This is a genomic window from Methylophilus sp. 13 (genome assembly GCF_015354335.1).
GTDB classification, from domain to species: Bacteria; Pseudomonadota; Gammaproteobacteria; order Burkholderiales; family Methylophilaceae; genus Methylophilus; species Methylophilus glucosoxydans.
The window spans coordinates 40,969-54,699 of the sequence record NZ_JADKYR010000005.1 but is presented as its reverse complement, the minus strand read 5'-3'; the positions used below and the strand labels follow the sequence as shown (position 1 = coordinate 54,699).

The following is a 13,731-nucleotide window of genomic DNA, read 5'->3' as shown; positions in this document are numbered from 1 at the left end:
CTGCGGGTGCAGAATCAACCGAGTGAAAAAATTGTATCAGCAATTGATTAAAAAAAGAACGAAAAACCAGTGAAAAAGAAAGGATTTTTTTGTGTCAGAACAACAACTCTGTGTTTTTTTCACAAAAAATCCGCCAAATCCTTTGCAATCAATGCAAAATTAACCGGCTCAATCAGAAAAATGCACGTATCCAGACAGGTAAATCCCCTGTAACCAGGGCAACAAGGGATGAATGGCTGCTGTTTGGCAGTCTGCGGCCGTCAACAGCCGCTGGTTAGCCAATGTATTGAGCAAAGGCCCCGCCTCCGCTGACACACTCACGCGCTCGCCATTGATAAAGTACTGGCCTTGCCAATGCAACATCTGTGTCTGCAAGTCCATCACCAGTCCAGATTGCTGGGCGCGTTGCAAAAACTTCTCTGCACTCAGTTTGCGGTTGGGCGAAAACACAACATAAGCTTTGGGCTCTGAAAAATATTTTGCCAGAAACGGTCCCAGTTGCTCAGCCTCCCAGGGCAAGCGGCGCAACATGCCAGCCACTTGACTGACCATCTGCGGGTTAATCGCTGCGGCATCTTGAACGGGTTGCAACTCGGGGTCGCGATACAGTTCGTCAGGCAGCATCTCCTGGCGGCAGGCCTCAAGAAACTCAATGGCCAGTTCACGCGCGGCGGGCGCCCGGAAGCCGATGGAGTAGGTCATGCAATCATCATCTTCTGCAATGCCCCAATGCGCGACATTGGGCGGCAGATAGAGCATGTCGCCCGGCGCCAGCACCCACTCCTGCTCGCATTCAAAGTGCGACAAAATGCGCAAGGGTGCATCGGCAATCAATCTTAAATCCGTTTGCTGGCTGATACGCCAGCGGCGGTGCCCCGCGCCCTGCAGCAAGAAGACATCATAGCTGTCGATATGTGGCCCGACGCCACCACCAGTCGGCGCATAACTGACCATGACATCATCGAGTCTGGCGTTGGGGACAAAGCTAAACTGCGACAGCAAGGCTTGCGCCTCTGGCAGCACATGGTTCACCCCCTGCACCAGCAGGGTCCAGTCGCGTGCAGGCAAACTGGTAAAGTCTTCATCATCAAAAGGGCCTTGCCTGACCTGCCAGCCATCTCCCTGGTTCATGCGCTCAGAATCAAACTGTATCAATCTGGCCGGCACCTCAGCCTCACAGGCCAGCCCCGCCAGCTCGCTTGGCGTCAGCAATCCCTCAAAACCAGGGATAGCACCCCGGATTAATAATGGTTTCTTTTGCCAGTAGTCTGCCATGAATTGCGCAGGGCTTAATCCGTTCAGTAGGGTCAGGGCTTGATGCATGATGATGAAGATTATCTAAAAGGAAGAAAAGGGGCGGTCGTGATGCTTTGTGTCAGCCGCGAGATCAAGCGCTGCGACTTCTCGGCCAAGGTCAAGGCCAGCAAATCTGTGCGGGCAACCAGCTTGCTAAACTCGCGCTCAAAGCTCAGATTCTGTACTTCACCTGTCAGGCTATTGGTCAGCAACAACAGTTCGCCCTGGGCATTTTTGGCATTCGCCAGTTTCCACATGGCGATTTCAATATTTCTGGCGGCATTGTATAGGTTTTGCGGATCTATGCTATCCAGCAAGAAAAAAGACGCCTTGCTGCCATGCGCGCGGTAAAGCATGGACTGGATACCCACCACCAGTGCCAGTACGCGATCGCCACCAAATTGCGGGTTTAATGCCAGCTTGATCGCAGCGGTGTCTTGCGCATGCCCAAGCGCCTCCAGTTGCCAGCCATGCACGTGAGCCTGCTCAAACACATAGGTGGCGATCTGTTCGGGCCCGCCCAAGCCAGATTTCTGCGCTTCAGCCGGGTTGCGTTTATACAGTTTGAGCATCAGCAAGCGCAAGGTGCTGACGTTTTCGGCATATTCAATATCCGCCAGGCGATCCAGATCGGTTTTCACCAGTTGATGCAAGGCATTCCGGTCTTGCCGCACTGGCACCGGACGTCCATTCGGCGAATCGACATAACCTGAATGAGGGGAGGTCGTACAGGCGACCAGCAGCAATAGCAACATCAGGCCACTGCAGCCGATGCAACTCATGCAGGCAAGATCCTTTGCGCAGGAAACACAATACGGAAACAGCTCCCCAGCCCAGGCTCACTCTCCACCTGCAAGCTGGCCTGATGATGATGCAGAATATGTTTGACGATAGACAAGCCCAAACCTGTGCCGCCTGTGTCGCGGCTCCGGCCACTGTCCACACGGTAAAAACGCTCGGTCAGTCTGGGTAAATGGTGAGCTTCAATACCGATGCCATTATCTTGGACGCTGAACACCACGTCCTCCCCCCGCATTTGCCAATAAATATCAATCTTGCCTTGTGGCGGGGTATAGCGTACAGCATTGGTGGTCAGGTTGCTCATGGCACTCATGAGTTCATTATAACTGCCCGTCAGGTTAACGTTCGCCTCCATATGCAAGGTGACCTGATGCTGCCCCTGGCTCAATGCCTGGGCATCGCGATGCAACTGCTGCAGCATGGCCTTCATGTCAATCTCGGTTTCATCCTTGAGCGTGACATTATTCTCCAGGCGTGACAAGGTCAGCAAGTCCTCGATAATGCGGCGCATGCGCGTCGTTTGCGCCTGCATCATGTCAAAATAAGGCTGGATATCGGGAGAAATCTCCCCCTGCATGTCACTGATGGTTTCCAGAAAGCCACCAATCACGGTGAGCGGTGTACGCAACTCATGTGACACGTTGGCGATGAAATCGCGGCGCATGACTTCGGTTTTCTCAATGGCGGATACATCTCGGCAAATCAGCAGTCGCTGCTTGCTGGCAAACGGAATAATCTGCAACTCCAGCGTGATATCGGGACTGCGCCAGGATTTAAGCTTGAGTGGTTCGCTGTACTCTTCGGCTTGCAGGTATTCCACGAACTCGGCCTGGCGTAATAAATAATAAATCGGCTGACTTTCGTCATGGTGGCGCTTGAGACCCAGGCGTTGTACGGCAGGCTCATTAAACCATTCGATTTCATTACGATTATTGAGCACGACCACGCCATCCGGCAAAGCACTGGTAGCATGACGCAAGCGCTCCAAGGTACTGCTTAACTGGCTCTGGCTACGCGAATGGCGGCGCATTTCATGATAGAGATTGGCAAAAATGTCTTCCCAGATACCTTTGCCGTTGGGGATGAAATTCAGGCTGGGCTTAAGGGCCCACTGGTACAGACGGTGTATCCAGTATAAATGTCCGGCCAGATAGGCCAGCACACCACATAAATAAGTCAACCACGCCAGATGCGCATTTGTGAACCAGCCAAGGAGCAGGCAACCAAATGCCCACAGAAACAAAGTCCAAAACGCTTTTAAACGAATATCTTGCACAAGCCAATCTCACCGGATAGATGGCAGCGATTATACGACACAACGATGCAGGCACAATGACAGGAAAATGACGTAAGCGCAGGTGCAATGACCATCGCTCACTCATCCACCACCTGGACGCTTTTGGCGTAGGGTTTGGCCAGCGGCTCGCCAATAAACACGCCCTGCATCGGCCATTTCACGCTTTTCCAGTAGGCCTCAATCAGGGTTTCACCGGCCAGATAATGGCCAATTAACACCTGCGGGTTGGGGAATTTTTGCCAATAATTACAAGGCTCAGACACAGTGCCATAACTGCCGGTAACCCCCGCATCCAGCCAACGCGAGGCGGGCATTTGCGGATTGTAATTAGACAAAATGCCTCCGGTCGAGGTCAAATGATCGGCAATGGCGCCGGGCAAATAATTGTTGGTAAGCAGATAATCGACCGATTTTTGCCCGGTGAAATAAAACATGACTGAGGGCTGTTTTTCTATCGTCTCCTGACTCAAGGTATGCAAGGTCAGTTTTTTGGATTTGACCGTCATGCCCTCTTGCGGGAAAAAAGGTTCACGTGGCTTGGAGCGTGCCGCATCCTGGGTTTTTAGAAAAAACCCATTCGCGTCATTTAAACTGAATTCACTCATGACGCCACGGTCTATGAGTGCCTTGGCCGCAGCGACACTGGTGATGGGCAACAACATGGACAAACGCAAATGGTGATCCGTCCATGGCCGCAATGAGGGGCTGTTAAAGTAAGGGCTGTCGCGGCCAGGGTCACAGGTCTTGCGGCATTGATTGAGATCCAGCCCGAGCGTCAGCGCACTGGTAAGGCTGTTACATTGCACGGCAAACGGGGTGCGCCAGACCAGCAAGACCACTTGCTGCGTGGTCAACTTGGCGTCCAACTGGGCTTTGAGTGACTCAAACTCGGGAACCGTCAGCGCATCTTTAAAATGGCGGGGCAATTCCACCCCGATCAGATTTTCCGCAGGGACTTGCCTAGCTTGCAGGTAGTAACGGGCGACCTCTTCGCTTTGCGCGTCATTGAGGTTATACACCACTGCCACATCTTCCGGCTTTAATAATGAGGGCCGCAACGGGATTTGCTTGCTGAGGTCTACCGCGCCAGCAACACTGCTCACCATAAAAAGCAGGCAGATACCCACTGCCCCCCACTGACTGATCAGCCACTGCTTTACTGCCTTCAACTCAACACTCCATTGCGATTGCAAAGATACTACGCCTGTCATTTCAACCCGCGTAGAATGACATCATAACTTAAATTAAACCACTGCAAGAAGGCGAGGTTCACAGCATGAATACACAAACCATCTTAATCACTGGCGGCAATCGCGGCCTCGGCCTCGAATATGCCAGGCAATATGCCGAAAGCGGCCAGCAGGTCTACGTCACGGTACGCGATCCCGCCCAGGCTCCCGCGTTACAACAACTGGCCAGTCAACATAGCAACCTGCAGCTGCTTGCGCTGGATGTGGCCGATGTCGATTCAATCCGGGCGCTGGCAAGCCAGCTGTCAGCACTGCCGCTGGACATTCTGATCAGCAATGCGGGCACCTATCCTGAGAGCAGCTTTGGCCAGACCGACGTGCAAGCCTGGTTACAGGCTTTTCAGGTCAACACGCTGAGCACTTACTATCTTGCAGAGGCTTTCTTGCCGCAGCTGCGACGTGCCCCGCAGGCAAAGCTGATCGCCATGACCAGCAAAATGGGCAGCATAGAAGACAATGGCAGTGGCGGTGAATATATCTATCGCAGCAGCAAAACTGCGCTGAATATGGTTGTCAAAAGCCTGTCTATCGATTTGCGCGGCTTTAACATTGTAGTTGCTGCACTGCATCCGGGCTGGGTGCGCACAGACATGGGCGGTCCAAACGGCCTGATTGATACCGAAACCAGCGTGCAAGGCCTGCGCCAGGTGATTGCCAGTTTAACCCCTGCACAATCGGGCCAGTTTATCGCCTATGATGGCAAACCGATTCCCTGGTAACGCAATCACGTCGATAAAGGGATATGCGGCAGGCCAGTGTCATTGATATCCGGCATGTTTTTGTATGGACTGCGCTCCTCTAGCTCATTGACATATTGCTGCATGCCCTCTGCCTCGCGGCGCAGAAAGCGCGCCACACTCTGGTGAAAATCGGGATGGCTGAGCCAGTGGTAAGAACAGGTGGGGTAAGCGACAAAGCCTCGGGCAAGCTTATGCTCGCCTTGTGCACCGCCTTCAAAATAGCGGATCTGCTCGCGGATACAGAATTGCTGCGGCTGGTAATAGCACAACTCGAAATGCAGACAAGAAATATCGCGCAAACTCCCCCAGTAACGGCCATATAGCGTCGCTTCACCCAGCACACACAGACTGGCCGCCACATCCTCGCCATGCTGCGAAGCAATAAATAACTGCAAATGCCCGGGCAGGTAGCGCTGCAAATGCTCGAAAAATGCCAGGGTCAGATAAGGTGAACTATGGTGGCGGAGATACGTCTGGCAATAGCATTGATAAAACAAGGCCAAATCTTGCGCAGTCATGTCATGACCACTCACCACGCGGCAGGTCACGCCCTGTTGCGCAACTTTTTGGCGTTCTTGCCGGATTTTTTTGCGCTTGTCCCGGCTCAATACGGCCATAAAAGCGTCCCAGTCGGCATATCCCGCATTTTCCCAGCGGAACTGCACGCCCTCACGCCTCAACCACCCCTGCTGTTCACAAAAGTCAGCCGACATCGCATCGGGAAACAACAGATGCGCGCCGGACAGGGCATGTTCCTGACAAAAAGCCTGCAGCTGCTTGAGCATGGCCTCGGCGATTGCTTCAGGTACGTCACAGGCCGGGTCTATCAGCAGGCGTGGGCCAGTGACGGGTGAGAAAGGAATGGCGGAGATCAGCTTGGGGTAATACTGCCCACCCGCTTGCTCATAGGCCTCGGCCCATGACCAGTCAAAGACATATTCGCCGTAAGAGTGCGTTTTGAGATAACAAGGCATGGCTGCCACCAACAGCCCCTGGTCAAACGCAGTTAAATGATAGGGCATCCAGCCCGTCTGCGCACCGACACAAGCGGTGGCCTCAAACGCCAGCAAAAACTGGTAGTCGAGCATGGGATGCATGCCCGCCAGGCGCTGCCAGTCGGCAGGGTCTATCTCCTGCAAGCCACGGGACCAGACAAAGGATAATTGCGAGAGCAGCATCAAGCGGGTCCAGAGTCAGCGACAAAGCCACTAAACAGCAAAAATAATGAAGGCAATCTGCTGGTTTGACACGCCGAAACGCTGAATGGCATGTGCATGTTGAGACAAAGGAAATTAACTGGGACGTTTGCGTATGACCGAAACGTCTTTACCGCTTGAATTGACAGGGCTATTGGCAGGAATCACTGCCGAGCTTGCTTTGGATTTGTTTCTGGACTTGGCATCAGGCTCTGAGTCGCTGACGATATTTTGCTGGTTTTCGATTTTTGCTTCGGTTCTGGCTTCGGCTTCACGTTGACGCTCGACCATTTTGGCATAGGCGGTTTCAAGTTCGTCTAGCGTAATCACGCCATTGCCATCAAGATCAACGTAGGAAAAATGGCGGGCTACCTGTGGCAAACACAGCGTCGCCTCTTCGCGGTCTAGCGAGTCGTCATTGTCGCGGTTACACTCATTGAACCGCTGCGCGATGCTGTCATGCATGGCCTTGCGCTTTTGCAACATCAACTGGTGGTCGGGATCGGTGTTACGGGCGTAATCAGAAAGGGCCTTGCGCAAACGTGCACGGTCTTCAGGGCTAAAATTGTGCTCTAGCGTTTTGGAAAGGCCGGCATCATCATTGTCAGCCAGACGGATCTCTGTCAATCGGACTGGCAATTTAAGATCAGCCAAAGCAGGGAATGCCAGCAACATGGAGGTTGTCAGCAATACAATTCGTTTCAAATGTTTAATCGCTCTACACATCCAAACGCAATACCTTTATTCCTGTTCCATCGAAAGCACTTGTGTTTAAGCTATTATTGGGTGCTCTCAAGCATGAATCTCATGGCAAACGAGGGACCGATTTTAAAATCAGGTCGATCACATTAACGCAATTGCAACTTTAGCGGCAACAAATTTAACAAAAAATAGCGTTTTCGGATGCCCCTGCCGATAGCAGAAGGCAATCATGCATCAGGATTGTAACTGCAATATTTCATCCCCAACGCTATTTGTAACGAAGTTGTAACTGGCACACTTCATGCGCTCCAATGCTTGGAGTATAATTATCAAGGATAAGTTTTTGGCCTTGCCGTATTTATCTTCCTGCGGTCATCCTGATCGCAATAAAATGCGTTAAGCAAACACTTGCTTCAAATAACAAAGGTCCGTATGTCAGAACAGTTAAAAAAAATCTTGATGGTCGATGATGATTTACGTATGCGCGAGCTGTTACAGCGCTACCTGACTGAACAAGGTTTTAATATCAAGTCCGTATCAGATGGCAAGGAGATGGACAAAACGCTGGCCAATGAACATTTCGACCTGCTGATTCTGGACCTGATGCTGCCGGGCGAAGATGGCCTCGCCATTTGCCGCCGACTGCGTGGAGCCAACCACATAACCCCCATCATTATGCTGACAGCGCGCGGCGATGAAGTGGACCGCATTGTCGGCCTGGAAATGGGAGCAGATGACTACTTGCCTAAACCTTTCAACCCACGTGAACTGCTGGCCAGAATCAATGCGGTCCTTCGCCGTCACGAGATTTCGCCCAAACAGGCAGTTGAAGAAAAATCCGCTGCGTTCCAATTTGGCGAGTTTGTGTTCGACACCAGTACCCGCAGCCTAAGTAAAAACGGCGTACCCATTACGATTACCAGTGGTGAATTCACCTTGCTGAAAGTCTTCACCGAACACCCACGCCAACCGCTGTCACGTGACCGACTCATGCAACTGGCGCGTGGCCGTGAGCTGGATGTATTTGATCGCAGCATAGACGTGCAGGTCTCTCGCCTGCGCCGCATTATCGAGCCTGATCCGGCACATCCTCGCTACCTGCAAACCATGTGGGGCTTTGGTTATGTCTTTATTCCAGATGGTGAAGCACCACAATAATCCGGCCAAGCTTTAATCCCCGTGCGCTTACTGCCCCGCCGACTGCTGTCCCGCATCATGTTGCTGATCGCCATCTTACTGGCGGTCAGTATCTATGCATCGCTCAAAATCTTTGATTATTTTGACCGCGAACCACGCGCAACCGCCGCTGCCCTGCAAGCCGTCACCATCGTCAATTACACCCGCGCCTCACTGATCGCCTCGCACGAAAACCGCCGCCTGGCCTTGTTGTCCGAGTTATCGGGCCGTGAAGGCGTGCGAGTCTATGCCGCCGACTTTCTTGAAGACATCGAGCCCTTACCCGCAGACCCTTTTATTAATCTGGTCGCACTCAAAATCCGCGAACGGCTGGGCGAAGAAACCATTATCACGGTCAATCATTATGATATCCCTGGCTTGTGGATCAGCTTTAATGTCGGCCAGGATGACTTCTGGGTTGTGATCCCCAAAATTCAGGTAGACCGCCCTTTCCCCTGGCACTGGCTGGGCTGGGCGGCCGTAGTCGGCTTGCTCTCACTCGTGGGTGGCTATTTACTGACGGCCCGCATCAACCGGCCGCTGACCATGCTGGTGCATGCCGCAGAACGGCTGCGTAATGGCGAGCCCGCGCCTAAACTGCCGGTGGACAGCGTCGAAGAGTTACGCGAAGTGACGCAGACCTTTAACGAGATGGCGGAATCCCTGGCCCGCCTCGATGCGGAACGCACGCTGCTGCTGGCAGGGGTCTCACATGACATCCGCACGCCGCTGGCGCGGTTGCGGCTAGCGGTAGAAATGCTGCCGCAAGAAGCCGATTATATGAAACAGGGCATGATTGAAGACATCTCCGATATGGACAATATCATTCACCAGTTTCTGGACTTTGTGCGCGGCGTAGAGGGCGAGCCCACGCGCATGATGGATATTAACGATTTGCTCAATGCACTGGCAGAACGTCAGCGTCGCGCGGGCCGCGAGCTCAAAATTTCGCTGGGGCCCAAATACTTTATTCCCATCCGTCCGCTAGCCATGCAACGCCTGCTCGACAACCTGGTTGGCAATGCTTACAACTATGGCAAAGGCAAGGTCGAGGTGCGCAGTCAGGTCATGGCCGACAAGATCGTCATCAGTGTGCTGGATAACGGCCCAGGCATCCCGCCTGAACATGCAGACCGCTTGCTGCGACCTTTTGAGCGCATGGACAGCGCACGCAACAAATACGAAGGCGGCAGCGGCCTGGGGCTGGCGATTTGCAACCGCATTGCCGCTTTACATAGCGGCCAACTGGCCTTGCTCAACCGCCCGGAAGGCGGGCTGGAAGCCAGGCTTTCACTGCCTATCCTACCTAACACTTAATCTGGCCCAACACTTAAGCTGGTTGAGCGCAGCGATTAATCCGCCGACGGCGTAAACCAGTTCAGTCGCTCGCGCAATTTCACCACTTCGCCAATAATCGTCAAACTGGGCGGCTTCAAGCCCGCGGCCGCCACCTCTGCTGCCAGATGCTGCAAGGTTGATTCCACCACGCGTTGCTTCTGCGTTGTCCCCTGCTGGATCACTGCCGCCGGCATGTCCGGCGACACGCCTTGTGCCATCAGCTTGCTGCAAATCTGCTCCAGCCCTACCAGGCCCATATAAATCACCACCGTCTGCTTGGGTCTGGCCATGGCCTGCCAGTCCAGATCAATGGTGCCATCTTTAAGGTGGCCGGTAATAAATAAACAGGCCTGGGCGTAATCCCTGTGCGTGAGCGGAATCCCGGCATAGCTAGAGACACCGTTGGCCGCGGTAATGCCGGGCACCACTTGAAATGGCACCCCATGCTGCATCAGGGTTTCGATCTCTTCGCCGCCACGCCCAAAGATAAACGGGTCGCCGCCTTTAAGCCGTAATACGCGCTTGCCTTCCAGCGCCAGCCTGGCCAGCAAGGCATTGATTTCTTCTTGCGGCAAGGTGTGCTGGTCACGTGATTTACCCACGTAAATCAGCTCGGCATCGCGACGCACCAACTCCATCACCTCTTTGCTCACCAGCTTGTCATAGACACAGACATCGCATTGCTGCATCAGTCGCAATGCCCTGAATGTCAGTAGATCCGGGTCACCCGGCCCACCGCCCACCAGATAAACCTCGCCACGCGTAGGCGCATCTTCACGCTGATTGAGCAACTCGGCCAGCAAGGTCCGCGCTGCCTGTTCCTGCCCGGACAACACGCGCTCCACCAGCGGACCATTCAACACATCCTCCCAGAATCGGCGCCGCGCGGGCAGATTGGAAAATTTGGCTTTCACCTGGTCACGAAACTCACCCGCAATGGCGGCAATTCGGCCATAAGCCGCGGGCAGCATGGTTTCGATTTTGCTACGGATATGCCTTGCCAGCACCGGCGCATTGCCTTCACTCGAAATCGCAATCACCACCGGACTACGGTCGATCACCGAGCCCATGGTAAACGTGCACAGCGCAGGCGCATCGACGACGTTGACCGGAATATTCAGCCGCTTTGCCGCCACCGACACCGCTTCATTCACCGCTTCATCATCCGTGGCTGCAATCACCAGGCAAGCACTGGTCAATTGTTCGGCCTGAAACTCGGCAGCCACATAGTCAATCTCGCCCTGCGCATGCATCTCGCGTAACTCATCGCACAACTCGGGCGAGATCACGGTGACCTGCCCTTGCGCCTTGCGTAGCATGATCACCTTGCGCGTCGCGACATCGCCACCGCCGATGACGATACAAGGGCGTTGTGCAATATTGAAAAAAATCGGTAAAGCTTGCATGCAAAGAAGGCTTCGACAAGAAAAGTGTATTTTACCGCAGTCCCCAGTGTTAGCTGGGGTTTCCCTTGCAAATACGCTAAAATACTGTTTTTGTGAGAAATTTAGCGTTCGATGAAGCACGAAAGCGGAAAAAAGATATTCATTAAATCGTTTGGTTGCCAAATGAACGAATACGATGCATCACGCATGATAGACCTGATGCGCGAGCATGAAGGCATGACGCAAACCGAGAACATGGAAGAAGCAGATGTGATCTTGCTCAACACCTGTTCAGTCCGTGAAAAAGCCGAAGAAAAAGTCTTTAGCCACCTGGGCCGCATGATTCCGCTCAAAGAAAAAAATCCCAACCTGGTGATTGGGGTTGGCGGTTGCGTGGCCAGCCAGGAAGGCGAAGCCATCATTCAGCGCGCGCCCTATGTCGATGTCGTGTTTGGTCCGCAAACCCTGCACCGCCTGCCCGAGCTGATCAAAGCAAAACAGGCTGCCGACAAGCCACAGGTAGACATTGCCTTCCCCGAGATTGAAAAGTTTGACCATTTGCCGCCGCCCCGCGTCGAAGGGGCGACTGCATTTTTGAGCATTATGGAAGGCTGCAGCAAATATTGTAGCTTTTGCGTAGTGCCTTACACCCGCGGTGAAGAGTTCTCGCGCCCGTTTGAAGACATCATCACCGAGGCGGTCCAGTTGGCTGAGCAAGGCGTCAAAGAGATCACGCTGCTCGGCCAGAACGTGAACGCCTACCGCGTGCCTTATCAAGGCATCGAAGCCGATTTGCCACTGTTGATTGAAACCATCGCAGAAATCCCGCAAATCGAGCGTATCCGCTACACCACCAGCCACCCCAACGAAATGAGTGAGCGCCTGATTGCGTGCCATGCAACGGTGCCCAAGCTGGCCAACCAATTGCACCTGCCAGTGCAGGCAGGCAGTGACCGTATCTTGATGGCAATGAAGCGCAACTACACCGCGCTGCAATACAAAGGCCTGATCCGCAAACTGAAAGCTGCCAATCCGGCCCTGACCATCACCAGCGACATCATTGTCGGCTTCCCCGGTGAAACCGAAAAAGACTTTCAGGCCACGCTCAAACTCATGCGCGATGTCGGTTTTGATTACAGTTTCAGCTTTTTATACAGCCCGCGCCCCGGCACACCGGCCAGCTACCTGCCCGACGAAACCCCGCAAGCCGACAAAGCGGCCTGGCTCAAGCAACTGCAAACCGAGAACGAAACCAATGGTGACGCCATCAGCCGCGCCATGCTGGGGACCGTGCAACGCGTGCTGATCGATGGCCCGTCGTGGAAAGACCCCAATTTGTTGGCAGGCAAAACCGATAACGGCCGCGTGGTGGATATCGCTGCCGATGCCCGCTATATCCACCAGATGGTACAAGTCAAAATCACCGACGTCTACAACCCAAAACGCCTGGTTGGCGAAATTGTGAATTAAGCATGGAAATTACCCTCAGCCCCGAAGACAACCTGATGCTGGCCAACCTGTGCGGCCCGCTTGATGAAAATATCCGCCAACTGGCGAATGGTCTCGATATCGACATCAACCGCCGCGGCAGCACGTTTTACTTGAGCGGCAACCAAACCAATATGCGGCTGGGCGCGCAAATGCTGGAAAACTTCTACGCCCGCTCAAAAAAGCCAATTGAGCTCGAAGATATTCAACTCGGCCTGGTAGAAATCGACAAACTCAAACCCGAAGAAGTCAGCAGCAGTGCCATGCCTGTACTGATGACGCGCCGCGGCGACCTGCATGGTCGCACCCCGCGTCAGGTCAGCTACTTGCAACAGATACAAGACCATGACATCACCTTTGGCATCGGCCCAGCGGGTACAGGTAAAACCTATCTGGCTGTCGCCAGTGCAGTGGATGCCATGACACGTGACCGCGTGAAAAGAATCGTGTTAGTTCGCCCGGCCGTAGAAGCAGGCGAACGCTTGGGCTTTTTGCCCGGCGACCTCAACCAGAAAGTCGACCCCTACCTGCGCCCGCTTTATGACGCACTTTATGACTTGGCCGGTTACGACACCGTGAACAAAATGTTCGAACGCGGCGCAATTGAAGTCGCCCCGCTCGCCTATATGCGCGGCCGCACGCTCAACCAGAGTTTTATTATTCTGGACGAAGCGCAAAACACCACGCCCGAGCAAATGAAAATGTTCTTAACCCGCATTGGTTTTGGCACTAAAGCCGTGATTACCGGCGACGTGACACAGATTGACCTGCAACGTCACCAGAAAAGTGGCTTGGTAGAAGCGCAGAAAATTCTCAAAGACGTCAAAGGCATCGCTTTTACTCAGTTTATGTCCCAAGACGTGGTAAGACATCCGTTGGTGCAGAAGATTATTAATGCGTATGAAAGGTTTGAGCAGAATACGCAAAAAAGTGACTAATCATTCTGAATTTAGCAGTTTATTTGCCAAGTTGAGACAGTCCAAAAAAGTAGAAAAAGTTATTCTTTAATGATTTATTGACTACTTTTTTGCGTTAATTTGACGGCATCTTTCGCCTCTAGGC

12 protein-coding genes are annotated in these 13,731 nt (G+C 53.3%); 5 read left to right on the top strand and 7 right to left on the bottom strand.

Annotated elements, in window-relative coordinates; genetic code table 11:
• Positions 1-168: 168 nt before the first annotated feature.
• The 4 genes from INP77_RS12815 to INP77_RS12800 all read right to left on the bottom strand — a co-directional run bounded on the left by INP77_RS12815 (position 169) and on the right by INP77_RS12800 (position 4,605).
• The gene (locus INP77_RS12815) at positions 169-1,323 is read right to left on the bottom strand and encodes a cupin domain-containing protein (protein ID WP_194749464.1); all 1,155 of its coding nucleotides are present in this window, start codon (positions 1,321-1,323) and stop codon (positions 169-171) included.
• An 11-nt stretch (positions 1,324-1,334) separates the two neighbouring features.
• Positions 1,335-2,078: a hypothetical protein gene (locus INP77_RS12810; RefSeq protein WP_228518929.1), complete on the bottom strand. Its 744-nt coding sequence runs from the start codon at positions 2,076-2,078 to the stop codon at positions 1,335-1,337.
• On the bottom strand, positions 2,075-3,373 hold the full coding sequence (phoR, locus tag INP77_RS12805) for a phosphate regulon sensor histidine kinase PhoR (RefSeq protein ID WP_194749463.1): 1,299 nt from the start codon (positions 3,371-3,373) through the stop codon (positions 2,075-2,077). The genes INP77_RS12810 and phoR overlap by 4 nt, the downstream gene beginning before the upstream one ends.
• Positions 3,374-3,471: 98 nt before the next feature.
• Positions 3,472-4,605 carry a TIGR03790 family protein gene (locus INP77_RS12800; protein ID WP_194749462.1) on the bottom strand — a complete coding sequence of 378 codons (1,134 nt, stop codon included), beginning with the start codon at positions 4,603-4,605 and terminating at the stop codon, positions 3,472-3,474.
• A 65-nt stretch (positions 4,606-4,670) separates the two neighbouring features.
• On the opposite strand from INP77_RS12800, the gene INP77_RS12795 reads away from it, so the two are divergent.
• Positions 4,671-5,363 (top strand): SDR family oxidoreductase, encoded by a 693-nt coding sequence (locus tag INP77_RS12795; protein ID WP_194749461.1) that lies wholly within the window; start codon positions 4,671-4,673, stop codon positions 5,361-5,363.
• 5 nt (positions 5,364-5,368) lie between these two features.
• Here INP77_RS12795 and INP77_RS12790 read toward each other — a convergent pair whose 3' ends face one another.
• Entirely contained in the window at positions 5,369-6,562 is a 1,194-nt protein-coding gene (locus INP77_RS12790; RefSeq protein WP_194749460.1) for a GNAT family N-acetyltransferase, read from the bottom strand.
• 114 nt (positions 6,563-6,676) lie between these two features.
• Positions 6,677-7,285, bottom strand: a complete 609-nt coding sequence (locus INP77_RS12785) for an EF-hand domain-containing protein (protein ID WP_228518928.1) — start codon at positions 7,283-7,285, stop codon at positions 6,677-6,679.
• A 429-nt stretch (positions 7,286-7,714) separates the two neighbouring features.
• Between INP77_RS12785 and ompR the strand changes: the two genes are divergently transcribed.
• Together ompR and INP77_RS12775 are read left to right on the top strand one after the other, a co-directional pair.
• The gene (gene ompR / locus INP77_RS12780) at positions 7,715-8,440 is read left to right on the top strand and encodes a two-component system response regulator OmpR (protein ID WP_194749458.1); all 726 of its coding nucleotides are present in this window, start codon (positions 7,715-7,717) and stop codon (positions 8,438-8,440) included.
• Between the two features lie 21 nt (positions 8,441-8,461).
• A complete protein-coding gene (locus tag INP77_RS12775) occupies positions 8,462-9,775 on the top strand; it encodes an ATP-binding protein (RefSeq protein WP_313987167.1) in 1,314 nt (437 codons plus the stop codon).
• A gap of 35 nt (positions 9,776-9,810) precedes the next feature.
• On the opposite strand, the gene cysG is transcribed toward INP77_RS12775, so the two are convergent.
• A complete protein-coding gene (cysG, locus tag INP77_RS12770) occupies positions 9,811-11,202 on the bottom strand; it encodes a siroheme synthase CysG (RefSeq protein WP_194749457.1) in 1,392 nt (463 codons plus the stop codon).
• 111 nt (positions 11,203-11,313) lie between these two features.
• Here cysG and miaB point away from each other — a divergent pair, with 111 nt between their 5' ends.
• Positions 11,314-12,651, top strand: a complete 1,338-nt coding sequence (miaB, locus tag INP77_RS12765) for a tRNA (N6-isopentenyl adenosine(37)-C2)-methylthiotransferase MiaB (protein WP_194749456.1) — start codon at positions 11,314-11,316, stop codon at positions 12,649-12,651.
• A gap of 2 nt (positions 12,652-12,653) precedes the next feature.
• Positions 12,654-13,607, top strand: coding sequence for a PhoH family protein (locus INP77_RS12760; protein ID WP_194749455.1), 954 nt, complete (start codon positions 12,654-12,656; stop codon positions 13,605-13,607).
• Positions 13,608-13,731: the final 124 nt, after the last annotated feature.

What these genes read in the sequence shown, in the direction of transcription:
- INP77_RS12800 (WP_194749462.1), bottom strand. Translation starts at nt 4,605, where the DNA reads ATGACAGGCGTAGTATCTTTGCAATCGCAATGGAGTGTTGAGTTGAAG.
- ompR (WP_194749458.1), top strand. Translation starts at nt 7,715, where the DNA reads ATGTCAGAACAGTTAAAAAAAATCTTGATGGTCGATGATGATTTACGT.
- cysG (WP_194749457.1), bottom strand. Translation starts at nt 11,202, where the DNA reads ATGCAAGCTTTACCGATTTTTTTCAATATTGCACAACGCCCTTGTATC.
- INP77_RS12760 (WP_194749455.1), top strand. Translation starts at nt 12,654, where the DNA reads ATGGAAATTACCCTCAGCCCCGAAGACAACCTGATGCTGGCCAACCTG.
- miaB (WP_194749456.1), top strand. Translation starts at nt 11,314, where the DNA reads ATGAAGCACGAAAGCGGAAAAAAGATATTCATTAAATCGTTTGGTTGC.
- INP77_RS12815 (WP_194749464.1), bottom strand. Translation starts at nt 1,323, where the DNA reads ATGCATCAAGCCCTGACCCTACTGAACGGATTAAGCCCTGCGCAATTC.
- INP77_RS12795 (WP_194749461.1), top strand. Translation starts at nt 4,671, where the DNA reads ATGAATACACAAACCATCTTAATCACTGGCGGCAATCGCGGCCTCGGC.
- INP77_RS12790 (WP_194749460.1), bottom strand. Translation starts at nt 6,562, where the DNA reads ATGCTGCTCTCGCAATTATCCTTTGTCTGGTCCCGTGGCTTGCAGGAG.
- INP77_RS12810 (WP_228518929.1), bottom strand. Translation starts at nt 2,078, where the DNA reads ATGAGTTGCATCGGCTGCAGTGGCCTGATGTTGCTATTGCTGCTGGTC.